The sequence below is a fragment of the Streptomyces sp. NBC_00038 genome (assembly GCF_026343635.1).
Taxonomy (GTDB): Bacteria; Actinomycetota; Actinomycetes; order Streptomycetales; family Streptomycetaceae; genus Streptomyces.
Map to the genome: position 1 here is coordinate 99,715 of NZ_JAPELQ010000002.1, position 22,647 is coordinate 122,361.

Sequence of the window (22,647 nt, forward strand, 5' to 3'; positions counted from 1 at the left end):
CATTCCTAAATGAATTTGCGTGAAGAGTACGCCCGGAGCGTTTTCCGGCAACCTGCAGCCGGAGCCGGCACGCCGAGTATGGACGGTCCAACACCCCGACAGCTCCAGACCGTCAGCGGCCCATTCAGGACCACCAACCCGCCCCGGGCTCCCTGGCCCGGACACCGCACCACCGGCCCTGCGCGGCGGCGCAGCCGACGCGCAGCAGACCCCAGGCCGCGCCCGATTCCCGAGGCCGTCGCCCAACCACCCGCCCCCATTCCTCACACACCATCAGACGCGCGGGAAAAGTGGCAGCAGAGGGGATGTCAGACCACCGACCATGCACGGAAACCTGGGTTGACCTGCAGATACGTCGACCGTCTAGAAGAGGTTCACGCAAGAGAAGGCGCAGGAGTAGCCGCAAGAGAAGGCGCAAGAGAAGGCGCAAGAGAAGGCGCAAGAGATGTTGCAGAGGTTCGGCGTTTCGGGTCCCTCCCCGCCCGAGCCGTCGAGCTTGAAAAGCTGCGCGGCACCATGGCCGAAGGGTTCGCCCGAGTCGACGGCTCCCTCGCGCTGCTCGTACAGCGTGGCGACCAGACCGACCGACAGCTCACCGACCACGACCAGCGCCTCGACGCCCTCGAACGCGCACGGTGGCCCCTGCCATCCGTCGCCGCCCTGGTCGCCGTTCTCGGCCTCGCCCTGTCCGTCTGGCAGTTCGCCACCCAATAGCAGGAACGCCCCCGTACGGCCGAGCGTGGTCGCACGGGGGGCGTTCTGTTGCTTCTACCGCCACCCGGCGACGTTCGCCCCTTGGCATGGGTACCGTTCTAGGGAGCGCCCGAACGGATGGAGCCCCGCGCATGCTGGAAGAAGCAGAGGAGATCGGCCGCCGTGTTCGCCGCGCGCGCCTGCGTCTAGGCATGCCGCAGGCAGACCTTGCCACCGCCCTGGGCAAGTCTCAGGGGTGGGTGTCCAAGATGGAACGCGGACAGATCGAGATAGACCGCGTTGGCCTGCTCAACGCCATCGCCGCCGAGCTTCACGTGCACCCCAACGATCTAATCGGACGCCCGTACAACAGCTCACCCACCGAGAACCAATGGCAGGTGGCCGCGTCGTCCATTCTGCGCGAGCTGCGCCGGTACGACCTCGCGCCAGTCTTCGAGGGCACACCCCGTTCGTCCAACCAACTGTGGCAAGAAGCGACCCGACTGCACCGGCTACGCGATGCCGCGGCGAACGTAGCGATCGTGCAGATTCTGCCCGACTTGTTCCGCGAAGCCCGCGCACTGGCCGAGGTATCCACCGGCCACGAGCGCGAGGAAGCTTTCGCTATCTACGCAGTGTGCTGCAAGTTCGCGCACACCGCCGCACACGCCTTGGGGCACCCCGAGCTAGTCGCCATGGCATGCGAACGGGCCGCATGGTCCGCCGGCCTGTCCGGCGATTCCGTGATGCCGGCCGTAGCCGACTGGATGCGCGTCTGGGACATGTGGGCAACCGCTGATTGGGCCGACGCAATCAGCCTGTCGGATAAGGCCATTCACACCGTTCAGCGTGACTACGACCGGGGCGACCCGCTCGCCGTTCGCGCCTGGGGGTCACTGCAACTGCGTGCGGCCGTGTCCGCAGCGCGAGGCGGGAGCAAGGCGGAAGCCAAGGAACGCATCGGCCATGCAAAGGTCGCAGCGAAGCGCGTTGCCCACCAAACGGGGGCCCCTACGTACGACCGGCATTCTTTGACCTTCTCGCCGGGCAACGTACACATCCATGCGATCAGCGTCGCCCTTGAGCTGGGAGAGCAGGGGGAGGCACTGACCCTGAATCGCCGCACTGACCCAGGGGTGATCGAGGCTCTGCCCAAGTCTCGTCAGGGACACCACCACATGGATCTGGCCCGAGCCTGGCTTTGGGACGGCAACCGGGACAAGGCACTGTCCGAGCTTGAGGAAGCGGAACGCGTCGCCCCACAGCTGATCCGAAATCATCCGATCGCCCGCTCGACGCTGCGCAGCATCGTCTACGCCGAGCGCACAGCCACGCGCGAGAAGCTGCGCCGCATGTCGAACCGCTTCCACCTTGACGGATGACGGCGATATTCCTCTGATTCATATTGGCCCCCTGAGGCTCTCTTAGCTTCGGGGGCATGAGTCGACCAGGAACCCCCCATCTGCCCTCGCAAGGCGGCGAGTTGGGCACCGCCGCGCCCTTCTACCCACGCCTCGGCGACCTCGCTCGAGACACGTCGAGAGACGGTGAAATCGGCGTCGTCATCGCGTTGCCGGGCGAAGACAGGAACACGTACCACCTTTGCCCGGCCGGAGGCGGCGACAAGTGGTCGACTCCCAACGACGGAACCACCCTCCGACCGGTACAGCCCCAGGTCACACACATCACGCCACTGAAACGCGACGTGATGTACGACGCCCGCGCCGGGCATGGCGGCTTACCCGTTGCCATCCACTACGACGACGGGGGCACCGCCGAGGCACTGCTCGTGCTCGATCCGTCCCAAATGGAGCTGTACGCCTACCAGGTTGGGCGCATCCTCGAACTGCGTGACACGGTGCGCGGGGCAAGCTGTGAGCGGACGCCACGCCGCCGGCCGCACACCCCGTCCGTTACGCGCCGCGCCGTACGCCACCGCGCCACGCGGAATCGGCTATCGGTGTGAAGCCATCGCAACCCCCCTTGACGGCAAGCGCACGGTTATCCTCGCCGCCTACAACGCCCGCTCACCACGTTTCGCCGCACGATGGATGCAAGGGCACGCCGAACGCCTCGCCCGGCACCTCGACCCGGACCCGTTCGCCCCCTGGCTGTACGCCTCCTCTCTTATTCTCACGGACGACACACACACCGCCGACATCCTGCGTACGTGGGTCCGCGACCCCACCAAGTACGCCGGCGTCATACACAAGCTCGCCGCGCGGATTGCTTACCAACTCACGATCACAGACAGCGACGCGCGATACGCCCTGATCGCCGCTCCCGTACCGATACGACGGGCCCCGCAGTTCCCGGCCCCCGTCGAGTGTTCCCCCTCCTTGGCGGGGGTCGGGCTTCAGCCCGCGGCGGCAAGATCGTACGGGCGGAGGTGAGGGCATCATGGCCGCCCCGAGCCTCGACATCCCGCCCGGACCCGAATTCGTCGCGAGCCTCGCCGCCGCTACCGGCGTCCACCACACGCCCGAGTTCGCCGTCGCCCAACTGCTCATCACTCACCCCGGCCCCCGCCGGGCCAACGAGACGACCGAGAGCGTCGAGGACGGAATGCGACGCCTCGCCTCAGCGCTGCACCTCGGCCCTGGCAACCAAGAACCCCCCGTGATCGGCGGACGGATCATGACCAGCCGCGGGCACGTCGCCTTGGACTACGGCCACGACCAATACGTGATGACGATCCCCTCGCCATCGCAAGACTGGTTGTCACTTGTGGGGAGCAGTGCCGCGTGCCGAATCTGCCTGATCTTGGCGCCCCTCGCGCTCGCGGCCGGCCAAGCCGAGACCGACGCACACCTACGCGACAGCTTCGCCCGCGGCGCGGTCGTGTGGGGCACCACGTACGCCCGTCGCCGCTTCTGAACCTCACCACAGAGACGGGCCTCCCCGAGGTGGATGGGACCCCGGGCCGACCCGCTGAGGTTCGAACGGAAGGGGTCGAAGGTTCCGCCCCACCTGGTGAGGAACTGGAACGTCGAAAGCAGGTGGGGCGGTCAGCAAGTGCAAGCAACCATCCACACATCATGGAGGCAAGCACGTGACCACGATGCAGGAACGCCCCGCGGCCGACGCGCGCACCCTGCTCAACGCGGAGATGCGGGAAACCCTGGTATCCAACATGATCGACAAGTTCCCGCAGCTGACCCGGGAGCAGGCAGACCGAGGCGTCGGACAGATGCTCGCCTTCCTCGCGGCGTGCAACTTTGCCGGCCGTCCGCTCAGCCCCTCACCGCTCGTCGATGACTTCTGGCACGCCTTCTTGCTCCACACCAAGGCGTACGCCGAGTTCTGCGAGCAGCGATTCGGCCGCTTCCTGCACCACCAGCCCGGATTCCTCGACAAGGAGGAGCACGGCGGCGGCAAGGCACTGCGCGCGCTAACCGTCGACTCGATCACCCTCGCCGGGTACGAAATCGACATGGAGTTCTGGTCCGAGCTGGACCTCGCCGACTGCTCGCAGTGCCACGCCAACTGCTCGGACAGCCCGAACCATCCGTAACGGTTCCCCTGCTGGTCCTCGGTCTGTGCCACGCTGTGGCAAGGCCGGGGACCAGCCCCGTACTGCTCGCCCAACGCAGGAGACCGCGGGTGGACCGCATCGAATGGCACGACCTACCAGCACCGGCCCGGGCCGCCGTCGAACGCCACACGGGGCCGGTCGAGCAGGCCGAAACCGCGCCGCACGGCGTCATGTCCCGGCTCGCCTGCACTATCCACACACGGGCAGGCCGAGCGTTCGTCAAGGGCACCGCTCACGACGATCCGCAGGCGTGGGTGTACCGCCACGAGTTTCAGGTCACGCAGGGCGCACCGCTCGCACCTCGTGGGCTGTGGGAAGTCGACGGGGGCGGGTGGCTGCTTTACGGGTACGAATACGTTGATGGTCGTCACCCAAGCCTGGCTCCAGGATCCGAGGATATTGGCCCCCTTCTGCGCACCCTCACCATCATGTCCGAGGCACCATGGCCCGAAGGTTTGCGCAAGAAGCCGCTGCACTCGCGGTGGGCCGACTTCCTACCCGAAGACGTACCGCCCGGATTGCAAGGCCGAGCACTCGCGCACACGGACATGTCACCGCACAACATGCTGGTGACCCTCTCCAGCGAACTGCGGCTACTGGACTGGGCCCTAGCGTGCCCCGCCCCCTCGTGGGCAGACACAGCGTTGACCGTCCCCCGCCTCATCTCCGCCGGCCATACACCAGAGCAGGCCGAGACGATCGCCCGGCAAGTTCCCGCGTACCGCACGGCCGACCCTGCCACCGTCACTACCTTTGCGCGCACGGTCTACGCCGCGTGGGAAGACTGGGAGCGGAAGCGCCCGATGCCTCACAGGGCCGCTCTCACCACAGCCGCCCGGACATGGGCCGCTCACCGCGAGGAGGTGCGCCAAACAGGCACTCACGCCCTATCCCCCTGATCGTCGTAGCACCCCTTTGATCCCCCGCGCGCGGGACGGCACAGTCCCCGAGCAGGTGACGGCGCCGGTTCCCTCCGAACGAGGTACCAGGCCGATGCGCGTGCCCTTTCGCCCCAGCACCGCCCCGAGACGAAAACGGCCCTGGTAGAGAACCAGCCAAACCAGAAGATCCCAGGTTGATGTACTTCTACCTACCTGGAGGAAAGTAGAAGTTACTCGCCGACTGCCCTTGATTTCCCTTCACTGCCCCCTGCTTTGACCTGCTGACACCCGGCTCCTGGCTGACACTGCCTCATGCCCCGCGCGCTGATCGCTGACTCGTCCTACCGTTCTCCCATCCGGCAAGAATCCGGCCAGCGTGGGCAGAGCCGTACGCATGTGGCGACGCTCACAGGGACTGTAAGAAGAACGGTGTAACTCCTGATCATGGAGGATGCACTGATGACCAGTAACAACGCGCCTGAGGACGAGAGTTCGAAGGTGGCTGTCCCGCAGTCGGTGAAAGCGGTGGATGACCAACTGATCGAGGAGTTGGTGGGCCGCGCTCAGGCCGAGGGGCTGCAGCTGGCCACCTTCTCCGAAAGTCGATGACATCCCGACCTCAGCAGCTGGTCACGAAGCGAGAATCCTGCTCTTTTGAGCCGCGAACTCTTCCTCGGTCAGGACACCTTGCTCCTTCAGCTGTCCGAGATCCCTGAGTTGAGCGATCTTGCTCTCCATGTCCGGTACGGCCGGTGCCGGTGCTGCGGCCGGGGGCGGCGCACTCTGCTCGGCTGCCGCTGGTTCCTGTTGGGCCCAACGGCCGGCCTGGCGCCGCGAAACTCTGTTGGAGACCGCGGTAGCCGTGCCGGCCACCACCGCCGTGCGCGCTACCCCTCGGAGAAGTCCTGGCATGTCAATGCTCCTTGGCTGATGTCGAGTTGATAAGGTTTGCCCGAAGCGTCCGCGGGGTCAGGTTGCGGCTGCATCGCCCACTGCGGCCTCCGCAGCATCGAGCGAGGCCAGAAGAGCTTGCACCGGGATGCGCCCGCTTGCGACGAGTTGCGCTCCTCCGCGTCGCAGTGCCTGTGCGAGGGGAGCGGCCCAGAGGTTCTCGTACACCAGGATGCTGGCCGAGTTGCCCGGCTCAAGGGCCATCCCCGCCTCTTCGATGTCATCCTGGCCCAGGAGTCCTGATGAGGCTCCCTCGAACACGGTCAGGTCGAGTTCACCGTCAGCATCCAGATCCTTCAGTTCCAGACCTTCGACGCTTCCGTCGGTGTCCTTCCGGACGAACAGAAGGTCCAGAATTCGAATAATTCCTCTGTCCACCAGGTCGAGAAGCAAGGGGAATCCCTCACCCGTCATGCGGTTGCCCGGAAACTCGATGACCAGAAAGTCGACCGGTCCCATGGTTTCGAAATCGTCGCTCATGACCGCTCCTCACAGGGCTGGGACGCAGCCATGACCAAGCTGTCCACACCGGACCTTGGCAAGCGTGGTCGCCCCAACTTCATCCTCCCATTGCAACATTGGCCAGAACGCTGCGCACGTCACGGGAAGATGATGCGGACGCCGGATCAGCTAATGACAGGTCAACTATTGAACCCGCAAAGAACTTTTTACGGCCCGTCGCCCTTACGGTAACTCTCTCCGCTCAGTACTGATACCAGCCGAACACTTATGGCGACACAGCGCGACGGCTCCCCCCGAACCAGTCAGCCCTGACATGTGAGCTGATGCCACAACTGCTACGGCCGCTTCCATCGTCCCGGTGTCGTCAGCTCTGGGCATTCGAGGTCGCCCTTACGCCATCCAGCGAGCAGCGCGGCTGTCGCCGAGGGATACTTCGGCCATGCTGGTCGCGCTACTCGCCGTCCTGGGCGTCGATCTGATCGTGATTCTCGCCTTCCTGACCGCCGTATTGCTGAGACGACGGTGGGTCAGGCGTCAGACCGGAGCCTCCAAGAGCGCAATCCGTGTCGTCCAAGGCGACGTCCCGGGCCTTTCTGTGAAGTGGCGGCGTGGATACGGGCAGTGGATCCGCGACATCCTGGTCTGGTACGGGGCGCCGTTGCTGTTTCGCAGCGAATTCGTCCCGGCGGATTCCCTGGCCGGGCAGGACCGTGTGGCCGAGGCGGGCGACGTGAAGCGTCTGGGGAGGGATCTCGTGATGCTCTCCATCGCTGCGGGATAACGGAGTCCAGCTCGAACTGCTGAGAGACACAGCTCCCCCGCAAGGCAGAGGCTCTCTGGTGGCGGCGTGGGTCCTTGCGGCCTAGCGTGGAAAAGAGGCTTTCGAACAGCCGGGCAGGTCCCCGCTGTGCCGCAGTGCGCACACGCTTCGTGGAAGAGCCGGAGAGACGGAAAGCCCGGCTGACGAATTCACGGTGTCCTCATCACTCTGAAACCTCAAGGGCCGGCCGGAACGAGTAATGTGCGCGCCGGTGGAACGGAGACCGGGCATGTCGCAGACATCCTGGAGCGAGTACAAGCCGGGACGAACTTTCCCCGGAGTCGTCGGGCGAACCACGGATGAGTCGACCCCCGCATGGCCGCAGCCGGTGCGGGCGCTGCCGGATGCGCCGAACGTGCTGATGATCGTGCTGGACGACACCGGGTACGGGCAGCTGGGCTGCTACGGCAGCCCGATCCAGACGCCCAGCCTGGACACCCTGGCTGCGGGCGGGCTCCTGTACAGCAACATGCACACGACCGCCCTGTGCTCGCCATCGCGCTCCTGCGTCGTGACCGGCCGTAACCACCACGCCAACGGAATGGCGTCGATCACCGAGCTCGCCACCGGGTATCCCGGCTACAACGGGCAGATCCCGTTCGAGAACGGAATGTTGTCCGAGATGCTGCTCCAGCACGGTTACAACACGTACATGGTCGGCAAGTGGCACCTGATGCCCTCGGAGCAAGAGTCGGCCGCGGGGCCGTACGACAGGTGGCCGCTGGGGCGGGGATTCGAGCGGTTCTACGGCTTCCTGGGCGGCGACACCAGTCAGTGGTATCCGGATCTGGTGTACGACAACCACCAGGTCGAGCAGCCGTCGACGCCGGAGGAGGGCTACCACCTCACCGAGGACCTGACCGATCGGGCGATGTCGTTCATCACCGATGCCAAGCAGGTCGCCCCGGACAAGCCGTTCTACCTGCACTTCTGCACGGGCGCGACGCACGCCCCGCACCATGTGCCCAAGGAGTGGGCAGACCGGTACCGGGGCAAGTTCGACGACGGCTGGGAGGCCTACCGCGAGCGCACCTTCGCCCGGCAGAAGCAGCTCGGCATCATGCCGCAGGACGCACAGATCTCCCCGCCCGACCCGGACGTGCCTGTCTGGGAGTCCCTCTCGCCGGACGCCCGCCGCCTCGCGGCACGGATGATGGAGGTCTACGCCGGGTTCCTCTCCCACACCGACCACCACATCGGACGGCTGATGGCCTTCCTGAAGGAGATCGGCGAACTCGACAACACACTGATCATGGTGGTCTCCGACAACGGCGCCAGCGCCGAGGGCGGGGCGACCGGGACGACCAACGAGCTGCAGTTCTTCAACAACGCGCCCGAGTCCCTGGAGGAGAGCCTGGCGCGGATCGACGAGATCGGCGGCCCTGAGACGTTCAACCACTACCCGTGGGGCTGGACGTCCGCCGGCAACACACCGTTCCGGCGGTGGAAGCGGGAGACCTACCGGGGCGGCGTCAGCGACCCATTCCTGGTCCACTGGCCGGCGGGCATCCAGGCCCGCGGCGAGATCCGCGACCAGTTCGCGCACATCATCGACATGGTGCCCACCGTCCTCGACGTGTTGGGCGTCGAGCCGCCCGCCACCATCCGGGGTGTCACCCAGTCGCCCCTGCACGGGGTCAGCTTCGCCCAGACCTTCGACGACGCCGCCGCGCCGACCCGTCACCGCACTCAGTACTACGAGATGTTCGGGCACCGGGCGATCGACCATACCGGCTGGCGTGCGGTCTGCCCCTGGCCCGGCCCCTCGTTCGTCGAGGCCGGCAAGCCGTTCGGCACCCCGATCACCATGACGGACCTGGACGGCCTGGACGCCCATCACTGGGAGCTGTACCACGTCGCCGAGGACGTCGCCGAGACCCGCAACCTCGCCCAGGAGCACCGCGGCAAGCTGATAGAGATGATCGCGCTGTGGTACGTCGAGGCCGGCAAGTACAACGTGCTGCCGATCGACGGCAGCGCCCTTGAGCGCCTGATGCTCGAGCGGCCGCAGATCACCGCGGCCCGGACCAGCTACACCTTGCGTCCCGGCACTCAGGTCCTCTCGGCGGCCGTCGCCCCCCGGGTCCTCAACCGCCCGCACAGTCTCACCGCCGAGGTGGAGATCCCACCCGGCGGCGCCGAGGGCGTATTGCTCTGCCAGGGCACCAACGCCGGAGGCTGGTCCTTCTACGTCAAAAACAAACGTCTGCACTACGCCCATAACTACGTCCACCGCACGCTGCACCACGTGGCGTCGGACGAGGACGTCCTAGAAGGCCGTCACACGCTGCGCTTCGAGTTTGAGCCCACCGGCGGTCCGGACATCGCGGCAGGCAAGGGCTCGCCCGGCCGCGCCCAGCTGTACGTCGACGACCGCCTGGTCGGCGAGCTCGACATGCCGTTTACGACCCCGGTCGCCTTCAATCCCGGCGGCATGTGCTGCGGCGCGAACCCCGGCTCGGCCGTCACCTCCGACTACCGGGCGCCGTTCCGGTTCACCGGCACCCTGCACAGCGTGACCGTCGACCTGTCCGGTGACCTGATCGTCGACGCCCCGAGCGAGATGCGCATGCACATGGCCCGGCAGTAAGGGCCCGGCACAGCTTGCTGCTGGTCAGCCAATGCCGTCCAGCAGCAGACCCAGCCGGATGTCGAACCAGGCCCGCTCCTGACGCCATGCTTCTGCGGCGCCCACCAGCAGCCGGCTCAGGCCGTCGACGGTAAGCGACCGCCACCGGCATCCGCTCAAGACCTCCACCAGAGCTCCAGCGCACTCAGCCTGCGAATTCAGCCCGTTCTGAGGACCACGGGGCCGAGGAAACGTCTGTCCGCCCTCCATGGCGGCAACCGCACGTCGGCAGACCAGCTCGGTAGTGAACGACTGCCACCCGAAGGGCTCAAGCGCGGCACGGACCGCCGCGACCCGGGCATCGCCCGCCGCTACCGTCACCGCCATCGAGACCACCTCACTCGCACGCACCGATCGATTCCGATTGTCACATGATGTAGACGCCGCAAGAGCAGGTCAGTGACCGATGCAACGGGCGTTCACAAGATCGTCGGGCGCACCTCGCTGCGACAGATCAACCTGGTCGAGACGACCGTCAGGAAGAACAAGACCTACCGGGTCGGCGACCGCCTGTGGGTGAGCGCACAACTCGCCTGCCGGGCCTACAAGAACTTCGACTACTCGGTCTTGCAGGGCGGCGCAGTCATCCACCAGACCCTCACGGTTCAGTTCCGGTTCGAAGCGACAGTGCTCTTGGAGATCGAGGACGACAAAGGCGCGATCAGCCGAAGTCGTGTCACTCGGGACACCGTTCGTCGAAGGCACGGCCCACATCACCGACGTAACCGAACTTGGAGCGGATATGCCGCCCGTGGGTCGCACCGGGGCGGAGCCCGAAGCGGCACTCTGACCCGAGCGTCCACCCGGCCCGCAGAGGCGGACGCTCGCGCGTCCCGGAGGTGCGGAGTGTCGCCGCGTTCGTGGTGCCTCTGCGCCGCGTCAAGTCCTATGAACCACACCTTGGCTCTGCGTTCATCGGCGACTACGAGGCGCTGCGGCGCGGCTTCTTCGCTGCCGCCTTCTTGGTCGTCTTCTTCACGGCGGTCTTCTTGACGGCCGTCTTCTTCACCGTCTTCTTGGCCGCGGCCTTCTTCTTCGGCAGCTCGTGCACGGTCGGCGTCGCCGCTCTCGCCCCGAGGGGCCTTCGCTTTGGCCACGGACTCTTGGAGCGCCGCCATCAGATCGAGCACCTGCCCCTTCGCCTCCGCGGCCGTCGGCGCCACAGGCGGCTCCCTGTACTCCCGCTTCGCCTTGATGATCTCGGCGACAGCGTCCGTGTACCGGTCGGTGAACTCCTCGCCGACGAGGTCGTCGCGGGACAGGCGGTCGATGAGATGCTCCGCCTCGGCGATCTCTTCGGCAGTGAGCTCGACAGCCTCGGGGACCAGCTCGGCGGGGTTGCGGATCCCGTCGTCACACTTCATCCGCGTGCAGCACGATGACGCCGTCCCGCACCCGGAGCAGGCCGAGACGCTCTTGGACCAGGCGAACTTCGCCACGGCCACCTTGCTGCTCCGCTCCAAGGCCTGGACGAGCAGTACGTACGGCTTCGCTGCGACCTGCCCGTCGGGCTGGAGGTAGTAGCCCTCGCCGATCCGGATCGGGTCGATGCTTTCAGCCGGCACGAAGGCTTGGATCTCCATGGCCTTCGCTGTCGGCAGCACCACAGGTTGTTCGACGAACGGACAGCCTTTCCTGGACCGCTCGCCGCTGCAGCTTGACTTCAAGCGACGTGAGGCGTCTTACCAATCTCGCTCTGCGTGACCTCGCGATCCTCGACCGCACAGTACTTGCGGATGCGCACCCGCGACATGTCGTCGAGGTGGACCCGTCGCCGGGCTGTAACTGGCCCACCTTGACCAGTTCGCCTTAGATGCGATTCGCGCCGGTTCCCGGCTTCACGGAAAACGTGTCACGGCCCGGGACGAGTTGCAGGCGTTATTCGACGCCACGGACCGCCCGCAAGTCGCCGGACCACTCGTCCGCCGGCGTCGACCCTTCGTCGCGTACGGAGTGACGGCGTCAGCACGTGAAGCTGTGCGCGGCACGCCGGTGACCCGTCTCGCATCTCGTGCCGCCCGTCATCGGTGCAGCACGCGCCTTCTCCGCGTGCCCGGACAGGCAGTACCGGGCCGTATCGGTGACCTGCCGCCTTCGTCGCCCCCGTTCCCTCCCGCAACAAGCCGCAGGTTCCCGCGATCGCCGAAGCCGCTCCTTGCCATCCGCCCCGTCCCGCTATAGCCTTACGATCGTACGCTAAACGATCGTAATTCAATGACGTAGGGAGTCTGTGATGGCGACACATCGGCCGGTAGCACTCGTAACGGGGGCGTCATCAGGGATCGGTAACACAACCGCTCGCGCCCTTGTCACAGCCGGGTTCGAGGTGATCGGGACCGGACGAAACACCTCGGGACTCACCTCGCCCGCCGGTGTGACCTTCCTCGACCTCGACGTGACCAGCGACGAATCCGTCACCGCGGCCGTCCAGGAAGTGATCGAACGGTTCGGACGGATCGACGTCCTCGTCAACAACGCCGGTCTCGGCTCGGCCGGCGCCGCCGAAGAGAACTCCGTCGCCCAGGCCCAGAGCCTTTTCAACCTCAACTTCTTCGGTCTCGTCCGCATGACGAAGGCCGTCCTGCCGCACATGCGCGCCCAGGGGCGTGGACGCATCGTCAACCTCTCGTCCGTCCTCGGCGTCATCCCGCAGCCCTACATGGCCCTCTACGTCGCCGCGAAGCACGCCATCGAGGGCTACTCCGAGTCCCTGGACCACGAGGTCCGCGAGCACGGCGTCCGCGTCCTGCTCGTCGAGCCCGGCTATACCCGGACCGCCTTCGACGCCAATGCCGCGCAGCCCGACACCCCCCTGTCGCTGTATGCGGAGCGGCGGCGCGTCTTCGACGAAGTGGTCGCCGCGGCAATGAAGACCGGCGACGACCCCGCCGTCGTAGCCAAGGAGATCGTCACGGCAGCCACCGCCCCGAAGCCGAAGCTGCGCTACACCGCCGGGCCGCTCGCCTCACGCATCACCACCGCGCGACGCCTCGTCCCTGCCGGGATCTTCGACAAGCAGATCCGCAGATTCAACCGGATGCCCGGCTGACGTCGCACCCTGCCCATCGACCTGCAGTGCGCGCGAGAGGCGCGTTCAGCTCTGACCTGACAAGGAGCATCACCATGGGAATCAGCACGGAAGCACAGCAGTTCGCGCAGTTCCTCGAAGGCGTGCGCGCGAAGGCGTCGACACCGGGCCTCGACCTGGCCGTCGTCCGCGACATCGTCGACACACATGCTTCGGCATCGACCGAGCCGGAAGGCGTCACCTACGCCGACGTGGACGCGGACGGCGTCCCCGCCCTGTGGGCCATCCCTGAGGGCGCCGACCCCGACAAGGCGCTGCTCCACTTCCATTTCGGCGGATCGGTCGCCGCCTCGATCACATCGGACCGCAAGGCCGCCGGCCACATCGCCAAGGCGGCCGGAGCTCGCTCACTCGTCGTGGGCTTCCGTCTGGCGCCCGAGCACCCCCACCCGGCGCAGATCGACGACGCCGAGACCGCCTACCGGTGGCTGCTGGCACAGGGCTACGAGCCGCGGAACATCGGCAGCACCGGCCACTCCATCGGAGGCACCCTCGCCATCGCGCTGCCGCTGCGCCTGCTGGCCAAGGGCGAGGCAGCACCCGGGGCGATCATAAGTATCTCGCCGTGGACCGACCTCACCATCAGTAACTCGAAGGTGGACGAGAACGAGGAACTCGACAAGATGCTCAGCCGGGACATCCTCGAGCAGTTCCGAGCGGCTTGGCTGCAGGACCCCGGCGTGGACTTCACCGACCCCGGCATCAGCATCGTGAACGCCGACCTGACCGGCCTGCCGCCCACGGCCCTCCACTACGGCGAGTACGAGGCGCTTGCCGGCGAGGGCGCCGACTTCGGCCGTCGACTCGCCGACTTCAAGATCCTCTCCGAGGTCCGCCCGCTGCCCGAGGGCCAGCACTCGTTCATCCTGGGCGCGGGGCGCGTGCCCGAGGTGGACCGGGGGATCGAACAGATGGGTCAGTGGCTTCGACGGCACCTCGGCAGCTGATGTGGAAGCTGCCCGGACATGCGCATCGTCCGCCGAGAAGGCAACCGAGAAGATCACGCAAAGGGATGGCTGACATGAAGGCATTCGTCGTCGAGAAGTACGGCAAGGACGGCCTACGCGCCGCAGACGTTCCCGAACCCACCGTCGGCGACGGTGACGTCCTGGTCCGAGTGAGCGCCACCAGCATCAACCCGCTGGACAAAATGGTCCGCAACGGGGAGTTCAAACGACTCCTGAGGTACAAGCTTCCGTTCGTGCTCGGCCACGACGTCGCCGGCATCGTGACGCAGGTCGGGTCGGCCGTGCGCGACGTGGCCGTCGGCGACGAGGTCTATGCACGTCCCCGCGACCTGCGGATCGGAAGCTTCGCCGAGTTCATTGCGATCGACCAGGACGACGTCTCGCCCAAGCCGGAGTCACTCACCCTCCACGAGGCGGCCGCGGTGCCGCTGGTGGCCCTGGCCGCCTGGCAGATCCTCGTCGACCGCGCCCATGTGAAGCCGGGCCAGAAGGTGCTCATCCATGCCGGTGCCGGCGGCCTCGGATCGACGGCCATCCAGCTCGCCAAGCACCTCGGCGCCACGGTGGCGACGACCGCGAACACTGATTCCGAGAAGCTGGTCAAGAGCCTCGGCGCCGACATCGTCGTCGACTACACCAAGGAGGACTTCTCGCAGGTGCTGTCCGGCTACGACCTGGTGCTGGACTCACTGGGTGGAGTCAACCTCGAGAAGTCGCTGACCGTGCTGAAGCCCGGCGGCCTGGCCATCAGTGTCGTCGGCCCGCCGGACGCCGCGTTCGCCAGGCAGCTCGGCGCCCCATCCTTCCTGGGCCTGGTCATGAACGTGCTCAGTCGCAAGATCCGCAAGCAGACCAAGGCCCTGGGCGTGCGCTACGGGTTCTTCTTCATGCAGGCGAACGGCACCCAGCTGCGCGAGCTCGCCGCCCTCTACGACAACGGGCAACTCCGCCCGGTCATCGACCGAACGTTCCCCTTCGACCAGACGCTCGAAGCGATGGCGCACGTCGAGCAGGGCCGCACCACGGCCGGAAAGGTCGTGATCTCCATGACGCCCGACAACGATTGAATCGGGCCGGCCGCAGAGAAGGCGTGTCGGTACTCCAATACGCCGTCGGCACACCATTGGAGTACGTTCGCAATCCAATACGATGGCGAAGCGCGGGTGACCCTTCCGGCGCACAAAGGAGCAAGCGCGTGGCGCGTTACGGGAAAGAGCACAAGCAGGCGACGAGGCAGCGGATCATCGAGACCGCCGGCCGCCGGTTCAAGCGGGACGGTATCGACGGCTCGGGCATCTCGACGCTGATGGCGGACGCAGGCCTGACCAACGGCGCCTTCTACGCACACTTCGCATCCAAGGACGACCTCGTGGCCGCCGCGGTCGCGGACCAGTTGCGCGCCCAGTACGCGAACGTCATCGAGCAGGCGGCCCCCGGCATCGCCGGAGTCGAGCAGATCGTACGGTGGTATCTGTCGCCCCAGCACCGCGACAGTCCCGACGACGGCTGCCCCTCCGCGGCACTCCTTGATGAGATCGGGCGCTGCGCGGACGAGACCAAGCAGGCGTACACCGACGGCGTGCTCGCCGTCATCGACGGTATCGCCGCTCGCCTGGCGCCCGCCGATCCGCGCTCGGTGCACACAAAGCTCCTCAGCGTCTACGCCATGATGGTCGGAACGCTGCAGCTCTCCCGCGCCCTGGCCGACCGGCGACTCTCCGACGAACTCCTTGACGAGGGCATCCGCAACGCCCTCACTCTGCTCGGCGTACAGGAGTCCCGCTGACGCGCCGCAGCACCACCCGGCAGCCTCGACAAGCCGCTCCACACCACGCCCCCGGCCGAGCGTCTGCCGCTTCGGCGGGGCCTTGAACTCGGGTCCGGTCGAAGGCGATGTCAACCGGATCGCCAACGGCACCGCGAGCACGCGCGACCTTGCCGGACTCGACGACCTCGTACCTGTCGTGGCACAGGCCATCACACAACACACCGGGAACCTGCGCGACGAACTGACCCGCGTGCGGGACCTGACGACCTCATGCGTGGCACACCCAGCCGCCCCCGCGATCGGCCTGACCTCATTCGCCATGGTCTACCGGCAGGCCAGCGCCGCCGACGAGCTGGTACGGGCCGTACGTCTCGATTCCCGCGACATGGTGGGCGAGCCACGTGTTCCGCCCTACCTCCTCGACGGCCTCCCGGCGGAGTTGCTGGGACAGATGCAGTCGGACCGGGTAATGCGCAGGCCCGCCCGCGTCGGTGGATCTCGCCGCCCCAGGGCGGACGCCCGCCGAAGCACGGCAAGGAGTTCCGCTTCGCCAAGCCCGACACCTGGGGCGAGCCGGACGCGGCCACCACGCAGGGAGTTCTGCCCGGCCTGCGACGCGCACCGGCCCGCCGACCGCGCCTTCATCCGCTGGCACCGCGATGCCGACCGTGGCCCGGCGGCGCTCCCCCAGCTGTTCGAGGACTGGGAGACCGAAACCATGCACGCCCACGGCTGGGCCCGTGCCGAGCCTCCCACGGCTCCTGCCAGTCGGTCGGCCCCGCCCGGCCTCACACCATGCAGACGAGGCTGAACACGACGTCGTAGAAGTCTTCAAGACCCGCTGGCGGCCCTCACGGCATGGTGTGGCCGCCGATGGCCTTGCCATCGTCGCCGTACGCCAGCGGGCCCCGACCGCAGCCACGACGAAGCCCAGTGCCTCTTCATCGCCTCCAGTGCTCTCGACCGTGCCGCCATCACTCACCATCACGGCAGTGCTGGCCCACGTCTGTCTGTGGGAAACGGCCTCTCCTACCGCCTGTCCAGTTGCGTCATCAGCCCCTTCACACAGTGCTGCAACCCCTCCTGACGGGCCAGGGGATGCGTGTCGTTCTGCTCGGCGCTCATACCGCTCCTCCCCAATCTTTTCCTTGAGGTGAGGTTGGTGACCCAGCTGGTATCGCGTACGGGCGTCTGCACCCGTACCTCGGTGGCCGGAGCGCGCATCAGGCGCCAGCTGGTGCGCGCCGCGGTGACAGCGTGGACCGGGACGACGACGGCCCCAGCGCCGCCGGAGCTCCAGTTCACAGTTGGTCCGGCGATCACGGCTTGCAGATCGGTGGTGAGCCCGTGGGCGAAGCCGGTGATCCCGGGCAGCCGTGCGTCGCGGGCGGTGTCGGTCCAGTCCGGCAGGTCGGAGCCGGTGCGCCGGGCGAGCATCTGGGTGAAGTCCCGTACGAGATCGTGGGTTTGATCTAACTCGCGGCAGACATCAAAAACGGCCTCGAGCTGGGGTGGTTTTCGTGAGCGGCCGGGGCCGGTGCGTCGGGCCACTCCAGGGGGCTGCGGGCTCAGTCCCGCAGACCACCGGGGCGTCTTGGATCGGCCCCGATTCGTGAAGATCGCACCCCGCCAAGGTGAAGGGTCGTGCTGGGGGCCGCACCGATAGCACGACGGGGTGCCCGACGGCTCCTGTTTCGGGGGGAAGTCCCTCGGCCGGGCGGCATTGGGCGAACTGGCTTGAGATCGCGGAGCGTGAACGCCTGCAATATCACATACGTCTTGGATGGGGCGCAGCGGACTTGTGGGAGGAACGCAGGGTGGTGTGTGTGGGTGAAATGCTGCTGGATGACGGGCAGATCGTGCTGCTGGAGGTCGCAGAGAGCACTCCAGCTGGCGCTCAGCGTGTCTCCCGCGGGGCTGCTGTTGCCAGCGCGGCCGAAACTCTCCAGCAGGCGCTCGCCCGCGTCCGCCCCGCGCTTGGTGCGCTTCTGGACGGTGCCCGCACCCTGTCGAGACCTCCCGGATCGGTGACCGTCGAGTTCGGCATCACCCTCAGTGCCGAGGCGGGGGTCGTGGTGGCGCGTGGGTCAACCGAGGCCCACTTCACGGTGAGCATGCAGTGGGCGAATCCCGACGAGTCCGCCATCCCGGGGCAGCGTGACGGTGACCACCGTCCCTGATGACGAATTCCCGCAGGGTATTGCCCGGTTCTGGGATGCGGACGGGCAGGTCGTCGGCTGTGGCTTCCTGGTAGCGGAGCGGACGCTTGCCACCTGCGCGCATGTCGTGGCGAGCGCACTGGGCACAGACGAGAGCGACCCGGTCCGCCCGCCGGATGCGGTGATGGTCGACTTCCCCCTGCTGACCCCGCCCTCCGCACGCCTACCGGCAATGGTCTCCCGGTGGCAGCCGGTCGCGTCCGACGGGGGCGGCGACATCGCGCTGCTGACTCTGGAGGAAACCGTCGAGAAGACCGCTCCGGTCCGCTTCGCGGGCGGAACGGCCGTGTGGGACCACGCTTTCCGTGTCCTGGGCTTCCCCTCGCGCACGGATGACCACGGTGTGTGGGTGGACGGCCGGCTCCGCGCTCCGGTGGGCAAGGGCTGGACGTCGATGGAGGCCCGCCCGGACGGGCCTTCCGTCGGACGCGGTTTCAGCGGCGGTCCGGTCTGGGACACCGACCAGGGCGGGGTGGTCGGGATGACGGTGGCCGCCGAGACGGGAACGGGCGCAACCACGGCCTACCTGATCCCGGCGGCGTCCCTGCTCGGCCTCGACCCGAGTCTGTGCCCGTCCCCTTTCCGGGGCCTGGAGCCCTTCCGGGAGCAGGACGCGGACCTGTTCTTCGCGCGGCGGGAGGACAGTGAACGGATCACCCGGGCTGTTCGCCGGCAGCCGTTCGTCCCGGTGGCGGGAGCTTCAGGGGTAGGCAAGTCCTCACTGGTACGCGCGGGAGTACTACCGCTGCTAAGGGAGGCAGGATACTCGGTGACCGACTTCGTCGGCCAGCCGGGGGCCGAGCCGGTGGGAGTCCTACTCGCCACCCTGCGACACCAGTTCCCCAGGGCCGGGCTGCCCGAGGCGACCGGACCACGGCTCAGCCCGCAGGCCGCTGTCCTGACCGGCGCCCGCGTCCTGGACCACTGCGGGCCAGCCGGACACGTCGTCGTCCTCGACCAGTTCGAAGAGACGGTCGGCGCGCAACCGGCCCGTGCCCGTGAGCTCCTGGACACCCTCCTCACCATGGCCACCGCCCGCCACCAGGACGGCCGCCACTTCCGTGTCCTGACCACCCTCCGCTCGGCCTCCCTGGAAGACCTGGCGGCCGGCGGTGATGCCGAACGCCTCAGCGTCACCGTCCAGATGGTCGCGCCGATGACCCCCGCCCAACTCGGCGAGATCGTCCGCCGGCCGCTGCAAGCCGTCCCGGGTATCGAGTTCGAGGCGGGCCTCGCCGATCTCATCGTCACGGACGCGGGCACCGAGCCGGGCGCCCTGCCTCTGGTGGAGTTCGCCCTTGCCCAACTGTGGGAGAACCGCGAACACGGCCGGCTCACCCATGCCTCGTACCGCGAACTCGGCGGAGTGGAAGGAGCGCTGGCCGCGTATGCGGACCAGCAGCTGGCGGAGGTGTGCAAAGCGCCGGACGGTCCGGCAGAGAACGTGGCGCGCCGACTGTTCGAACAACTCGCGCTGCCCGACGGCGACCAGGGGTACGCCCGGGTGGCCCGCGCCTACACGGCGCTGCCGTCCGACCTGCGGGCGGCGGTACAGGCCATGGCCGCCACCCGGCTGCTGGTGATCGGCCGAGACAGCGCAGGCCGGGAGACGGTCGCCCTGGCGCACGAGTCCCTGGTGCGGCAGTGGCCGACGCTGCGGGCCTGGCTGAACGAGTCGAGAGCCTTCCGCGCCTGGCAGGAACGCCTGCGCCTGCGGCTGCGTGAGTGGGAGGACGGCGGACAGCACGCCGATCTGCTGCTGCGAGGACAGGAACTCGCCGCGGCCAGGGCACAGATGAAGGCGCGCTCGGGGGAACTGGACGCAGCGGAAGGCGAGTTCATCGACCGCAGCCGACGGCACCGGCGGCGCACGGCGCGCCGCGGGCGGGCCGGGGTGGCGTTGGTTGCCGTGCTGGCGGTGCTGGCGGGCCTGCTGGTCTTCGTCGTCCGGTGGGAGATCGGCCAGACCGAACGGCGTGAGCGGGAGGAGGCGGCGAACGCACTGGCGGACCGGTCGCTGGACCGGGCCGTCGCAGATCCGGTGGAGAGCGCCGCCCTGGCGGTGCTGGCGCATCGCACGGCACGCACGGACAAGACGAACCGGGCACTGCTGAGCGCCTATCCCGCGATGTCGATGGTGCGCAGTGTCCACGAGGGGTTCCTGGCGGGCCGGGTAGTGGCGCTGGCCGCCTCCGCGGACGGCGGCCGGGTGGCCCTGCTGGAGGAAGCCACCGACGGCGGCGTGCGGGGCTTCGTCGTGACCGGACTGGCGGCCGGGAAGCCAGTGAAGCAGCCAATCACCGGCTTGCCCGAGGACGTCGACGCCGTGGCGGTCAGTGACGACGGGACCCGGGTCGCGGTGGCGGGACCGGAGGGGCAGGGCATGGTCTGGAGCACGGACGCTCACAGCACACTGGACCGCTGGCCCGCCCGCGCAGGGGTGCTGGGCCGGGAGAACCTGGCGCTCGACTTCTCGGCGGACGGACAGCTGGTGCTGCACGCGACGAAGGTGAGAACGGACGGAACCTGCTCGGACAGCGCACCGGGGAAGGACGTACAGCTCCACGTTCGAGACACACAGACGGGGCGGGACGTGCGACTCCCGACCGGTCTCCTGCGGCCCGACATGTGCCTCACGGACGTCGCGCTGCCCGCGGGGCACCGGACGGACAACAGGCTGATCCTCCTCTCCGAAACGACAGACGACTACCCGTACCCCGCCACCGTGCGCGTCCATGCCCTGGACCCAGGCCAGGAGAGGCTGACGTGGGACGAGACCGGACTCGACTCCGTACTGGTCGGTGCCGGCGGCCGGACGCTCGGGATGCAGAGATCCACCGAGTTCGACGGCACGTACAGGGATCCCGCCACCGGCAGAAAGAGAGACACGGCGGGGGCCTACCGTGCGGAGGACCGCCGGGATCCGACGGGACGCTTCGTCGGGGACGACGCGGGGTTCGCCGTCCTGTGGCACGACACCGTCAGCGGAGCGGACCACGTGACGTTGGACCCCTTCCACCGCTCCGCCTTCTACGACACCGACGAGTGCCCCGAGAGCGCCGCGAACCTCGTGACGCGAAGCGCGCGGGGCAGCCCGGTGCTGCACACATGGTGCGGGCGGGACCTGCTGTCCCTCACCATGCGTCCGGCGCGGAGCCTGCCGAGCGCTCACTCGACGGCCCGCGCCGAGTTCGCGCCGTCCGGCAGGTCATGGGCCGTGCTGGGGAGCAGCACGGCCCATGACCTGCCGAAGCGCCAGGACACCGTCTCCGTCTTCACCGGCGAACGCCTCCGGGAACAGCAGGTCGCTCCCGGAAGCGTGGCGTTCTTCGAGTTCGACGGCTCGATCGTCCACAGCGCGGACGGACGGCGACTGGTCGTCTGGGGGGAACTGGGGTGGGTGCTCTACGAGGTGCGAGCCACCGGGCTGGAACCAGTGGCGCACCAATTGGAGGCTCCCGCCGACCCGGAGCCCGATCCCGTCGTCCGGGACGTACGCGCGCTCGGCGGGCAGGACTTCCTGCTCCTGGACAAACACGGTATCCGGCGGCTCCACGGGGACGGCCGGATGTCGTCCGCACACGCGCCCGAATGCGGCGAGCCCAACCCTCGCAGCGTCACCTACTGCCTCGCCGTCGCGGTGTCCCCCAAACAGGACGGCACAGCATGGGTACTGCGGCGAGACGGGACGCTGACCTCGTGGGACCCCGACGACGACGGCGTACGGCGGCACACTGTCACCGTCGGGCTGCCCGCGGACGGATTCAGGCCGCAGGGTCTGCGCTTCCGGGATGACGGGAACCGCCTCGCCGTGGTGGTCCGAGACTGGACGACCGTACTGAACCCCGTCAGCCGGCGGGTCGAGCACCGGATGCCCACCCCGCTCATGACGGGGATCGTCGCCTACGCCGGTAACGGGCACATGGTATTCGTCAAACTGGAGGGAAATGCCACGAACGTCGGGAACGTCGAGGTCTGGTCGGACGACGGCGCCGCGGCACTGGCCGATTTTGGAAAGTTCTGGACGAACGGCGCCTGGCGTTTCGCCCACGGCGCCCTCCACGCTGCCGGCCGCTGGGGCTCCTGGTCCTTCCCACTGGACGACGACACGCTCGTCACCCGCCTGTGCCGGGCCCTCGGCGACTACGACCCGCCACACCTCCACAAGGACGCTCGACCGAACTCCTACCGGGGCTCGCCCTGCGCAGACCGCCAATGAGGACAGTGTCCGGGTGCTCCAGCCTTCAACCACGACCGCTACTCCCCGGCGACCCTGTACCGGTCGGCTACCGGTGCCCCGTGTGCAGGCAGACCCACAGCGCCGAGAGCCAGGAGCGGCGCCGTGCCCGGCAGAGGTGGCGTTCATCGAGGACAAGCGCGCAGCTACTCGAACTGGTCGCAGGCGAGACGCCGGTGGCCGAGGCCGCCGCCGAGGTCGAAGTGTCCTCCACCTCTGCTTCCCTTGCGGCGGGGCTTGTCACGATCTCTGCGAGATCTGTCACCGGCCCTTCAGCGCCGACTATTGATGATGTTTGGGGTCAGCCCGCAACCGGCGGCCGCTGGGCCGTGAGCCTGCCGCATGCTGCTCTTCATCGCGCGCATCGGGGCATGGGGCCGGGCGCGGGTGCTGGCG

Annotated in this window: 21 protein-coding genes and 1 pseudogene; 17 read left to right on the forward strand and 5 right to left on the reverse strand. The window is 67.8% G+C overall.

All coding sequences use genetic code 11. The annotated features are described in order from the left end of the window. Positions 1–504 precede the first annotated feature (504 nt). From OG219_RS43610 to OG219_RS43645, 8 genes are all read left to right on the forward strand, one after another. Positions 505–714 (forward strand): hypothetical protein, encoded by a 210-nt coding sequence (locus OG219_RS43610; RefSeq protein ID WP_266837907.1) that lies wholly within the window; start codon positions 505–507, stop codon positions 712–714. A 131-nt stretch (positions 715–845) separates the two neighbouring features. Beyond that, positions 846–2,075 carry a helix-turn-helix domain-containing protein gene (locus OG219_RS43615; RefSeq protein ID WP_266836602.1) on the forward strand — a complete coding sequence of 410 codons (1,230 nt, stop codon included), beginning with the start codon at positions 846–848 and terminating at the stop codon, positions 2,073–2,075. Positions 2,076–2,131: 56 nt separating this feature from the next. Next, positions 2,132–2,659 carry a hypothetical protein gene (locus OG219_RS43620; protein ID WP_266836604.1) on the forward strand — a complete coding sequence of 176 codons (528 nt, stop codon included), beginning with the start codon at positions 2,132–2,134 and terminating at the stop codon, positions 2,657–2,659. Between the two features lie 85 nt (positions 2,660–2,744). Further along, positions 2,745–3,086: a hypothetical protein gene (locus tag OG219_RS43625; RefSeq protein ID WP_266836606.1), complete on the forward strand. Its 342-nt coding sequence runs from the start codon at positions 2,745–2,747 to the stop codon at positions 3,084–3,086. A gap of 7 nt (positions 3,087–3,093) precedes the next feature. After that, positions 3,094–3,570: a hypothetical protein gene (locus OG219_RS43630; RefSeq protein WP_266836608.1), complete on the forward strand. Its 477-nt coding sequence runs from the start codon at positions 3,094–3,096 to the stop codon at positions 3,568–3,570. A 175-nt stretch (positions 3,571–3,745) separates the two neighbouring features. Further along, the gene (locus OG219_RS43635; RefSeq protein ID WP_266836610.1) at positions 3,746–4,207 is read left to right on the forward strand and encodes a hypothetical protein; all 462 of its coding nucleotides are present in this window, start codon (positions 3,746–3,748) and stop codon (positions 4,205–4,207) included. 89 nt (positions 4,208–4,296) lie between these two features. Then, positions 4,297–5,127 (forward strand): phosphotransferase, encoded by an 831-nt coding sequence (locus tag OG219_RS43640; protein WP_266836612.1) that lies wholly within the window; start codon positions 4,297–4,299, stop codon positions 5,125–5,127. 441 nt (positions 5,128–5,568) lie between these two features. After that, a complete protein-coding gene (locus OG219_RS43645; protein WP_266836614.1) occupies positions 5,569–5,718 on the forward strand; it encodes a hypothetical protein in 150 nt (49 codons plus the stop codon). A 21-nt stretch (positions 5,719–5,739) separates the two neighbouring features. On the opposite strand, the gene OG219_RS43650 is transcribed toward OG219_RS43645, so the two are convergent. Both OG219_RS43650 and OG219_RS43655 read right to left on the reverse strand, forming a co-directional pair. After that, entirely contained in the window at positions 5,740–6,021 is a 282-nt protein-coding gene (locus OG219_RS43650) for an SHOCT domain-containing protein (protein ID WP_266836616.1), read from the reverse strand. Positions 6,022–6,078: 57 nt separating this feature from the next. After that, complete coding sequence (locus tag OG219_RS43655; RefSeq protein ID WP_266836618.1) at positions 6,079–6,540, reverse strand: DUF6325 family protein; 462 nt, start codon at positions 6,538–6,540, stop codon at positions 6,079–6,081. Between the two features lie 421 nt (positions 6,541–6,961). Between OG219_RS43655 and OG219_RS43660 the strand changes: the two genes are divergently transcribed. Then, complete coding sequence (locus OG219_RS43660) at positions 6,962–7,303, forward strand: DUF2550 family protein (protein WP_266836620.1); 342 nt, start codon at positions 6,962–6,964, stop codon at positions 7,301–7,303. Positions 7,304–7,571: 268 nt separating this feature from the next. Further along, positions 7,572–9,932, forward strand: coding sequence for an arylsulfatase (locus OG219_RS43665; protein ID WP_266836622.1), 2,361 nt, complete (start codon positions 7,572–7,574; stop codon positions 9,930–9,932). Positions 9,933–9,956: 24 nt separating this feature from the next. Here the strand turns inward: OG219_RS43665 and OG219_RS43670 are convergent, their stop codons facing one another. Both OG219_RS43670 and OG219_RS43675 read right to left on the reverse strand, forming a co-directional pair. Then, positions 9,957–10,298: a hypothetical protein gene (locus tag OG219_RS43670; protein WP_266836624.1), complete on the reverse strand. Its 342-nt coding sequence runs from the start codon at positions 10,296–10,298 to the stop codon at positions 9,957–9,959. Positions 10,299–10,684: 386 nt separating this feature from the next. Beyond that, positions 10,685–11,554: a Ku protein gene (locus tag OG219_RS43675; RefSeq protein ID WP_266836626.1), complete on the reverse strand. Its 870-nt coding sequence runs from the start codon at positions 11,552–11,554 to the stop codon at positions 10,685–10,687. Positions 11,555–12,204: 650 nt separating this feature from the next. On the opposite strand from OG219_RS43675, the gene OG219_RS43680 reads away from it, so the two are divergent. The 5 genes and pseudogenes from OG219_RS43680 to OG219_RS48215 form a co-directional block, all read left to right on the forward strand. Beyond that, positions 12,205–13,020: an oxidoreductase gene (locus OG219_RS43680; protein ID WP_266836628.1), complete on the forward strand. Its 816-nt coding sequence runs from the start codon at positions 12,205–12,207 to the stop codon at positions 13,018–13,020. Positions 13,021–13,094: 74 nt separating this feature from the next. Further along, positions 13,095–14,006 carry an alpha/beta hydrolase fold domain-containing protein gene (locus OG219_RS43685; RefSeq protein ID WP_266836630.1) on the forward strand — a complete coding sequence of 304 codons (912 nt, stop codon included), beginning with the start codon at positions 13,095–13,097 and terminating at the stop codon, positions 14,004–14,006. Between the two features lie 74 nt (positions 14,007–14,080). Continuing rightward, positions 14,081–15,094, forward strand: coding sequence for an NADP-dependent oxidoreductase (locus tag OG219_RS43690; protein ID WP_266836632.1), 1,014 nt, complete (start codon positions 14,081–14,083; stop codon positions 15,092–15,094). Positions 15,095–15,222: 128 nt separating this feature from the next. After that, complete coding sequence (locus OG219_RS43695; RefSeq protein WP_266836634.1) at positions 15,223–15,813, forward strand: TetR/AcrR family transcriptional regulator; 591 nt, start codon at positions 15,223–15,225, stop codon at positions 15,811–15,813. A gap of 379 nt (positions 15,814–16,192) precedes the next feature. Beyond that, positions 16,193–16,389, forward strand: a pseudogene (locus tag OG219_RS48215) (transposase); the annotation flags it as partial. Positions 16,390–16,824: 435 nt separating this feature from the next. Here OG219_RS48215 and OG219_RS43705 read toward each other — a convergent pair. Further along, a complete protein-coding gene (locus tag OG219_RS43705; protein WP_266836638.1) occupies positions 16,825–17,232 on the reverse strand; it encodes a hypothetical protein in 408 nt (135 codons plus the stop codon). Between the two features lie 398 nt (positions 17,233–17,630). Between OG219_RS43705 and OG219_RS43710 the strand changes: the two genes are divergently transcribed. Continuing rightward, on the forward strand, positions 17,631–17,975 hold the full coding sequence (locus tag OG219_RS43710) for a CU044_2847 family protein (RefSeq protein ID WP_266837910.1): 345 nt from the start codon (positions 17,631–17,633) through the stop codon (positions 17,973–17,975). Then, positions 17,959–22,233 carry a trypsin-like peptidase domain-containing protein gene (locus OG219_RS43715; protein WP_266836640.1) on the forward strand — a complete coding sequence of 1,425 codons (4,275 nt, stop codon included), beginning with the start codon at positions 17,959–17,961 and terminating at the stop codon, positions 22,231–22,233. Before OG219_RS43710 ends, OG219_RS43715 begins: the two co-directional genes overlap by 17 nt. The last annotated feature ends 414 nt before the right edge of the window (positions 22,234–22,647 follow it).

What these genes read in the sequence shown, in the direction of transcription:
- OG219_RS43615 (WP_266836602.1), top strand. Translation starts at nt 846, where the DNA reads ATGCTGGAAGAAGCAGAGGAGATCGGCCGCCGTGTTCGCCGCGCGCGC.
- OG219_RS43620 (WP_266836604.1), top strand. Translation starts at nt 2,132, where the DNA reads ATGAGTCGACCAGGAACCCCCCATCTGCCCTCGCAAGGCGGCGAGTTG.
- OG219_RS43625 (WP_266836606.1), top strand. Translation starts at nt 2,745, where the DNA reads ATGCAAGGGCACGCCGAACGCCTCGCCCGGCACCTCGACCCGGACCCG.
- OG219_RS43630 (WP_266836608.1), top strand. Translation starts at nt 3,094, where the DNA reads ATGGCCGCCCCGAGCCTCGACATCCCGCCCGGACCCGAATTCGTCGCG.
- OG219_RS43645 (WP_266836614.1), top strand. Translation starts at nt 5,569, where the DNA reads ATGACCAGTAACAACGCGCCTGAGGACGAGAGTTCGAAGGTGGCTGTC.
- OG219_RS43650 (WP_266836616.1), bottom strand. Translation starts at nt 6,021, where the DNA reads ATGCCAGGACTTCTCCGAGGGGTAGCGCGCACGGCGGTGGTGGCCGGC.
- OG219_RS43655 (WP_266836618.1), bottom strand. Translation starts at nt 6,540, where the DNA reads ATGAGCGACGATTTCGAAACCATGGGACCGGTCGACTTTCTGGTCATC.
- OG219_RS43660 (WP_266836620.1), top strand. Translation starts at nt 6,962, where the DNA reads ATGCTGGTCGCGCTACTCGCCGTCCTGGGCGTCGATCTGATCGTGATT.
- OG219_RS43665 (WP_266836622.1), top strand. Translation starts at nt 7,572, where the DNA reads ATGTCGCAGACATCCTGGAGCGAGTACAAGCCGGGACGAACTTTCCCC.
- OG219_RS43670 (WP_266836624.1), bottom strand. Translation starts at nt 10,298, where the DNA reads ATGGCGGTGACGGTAGCGGCGGGCGATGCCCGGGTCGCGGCGGTCCGT.
- OG219_RS43675 (WP_266836626.1), bottom strand. Translation starts at nt 11,554, where the DNA reads ATGGAGATCCAAGCCTTCGTGCCGGCTGAAAGCATCGACCCGATCCGG.
- OG219_RS43680 (WP_266836628.1), top strand. Translation starts at nt 12,205, where the DNA reads ATGGCGACACATCGGCCGGTAGCACTCGTAACGGGGGCGTCATCAGGG.
- OG219_RS43685 (WP_266836630.1), top strand. Translation starts at nt 13,095, where the DNA reads ATGGGAATCAGCACGGAAGCACAGCAGTTCGCGCAGTTCCTCGAAGGC.
- OG219_RS43690 (WP_266836632.1), top strand. Translation starts at nt 14,081, where the DNA reads ATGAAGGCATTCGTCGTCGAGAAGTACGGCAAGGACGGCCTACGCGCC.
- OG219_RS43705 (WP_266836638.1), bottom strand. Translation starts at nt 17,232, where the DNA reads ATGCTCGCCCGGCGCACCGGCTCCGACCTGCCGGACTGGACCGACACC.
- OG219_RS43710 (WP_266837910.1), top strand. Translation starts at nt 17,631, where the DNA reads ATGCTGCTGGATGACGGGCAGATCGTGCTGCTGGAGGTCGCAGAGAGC.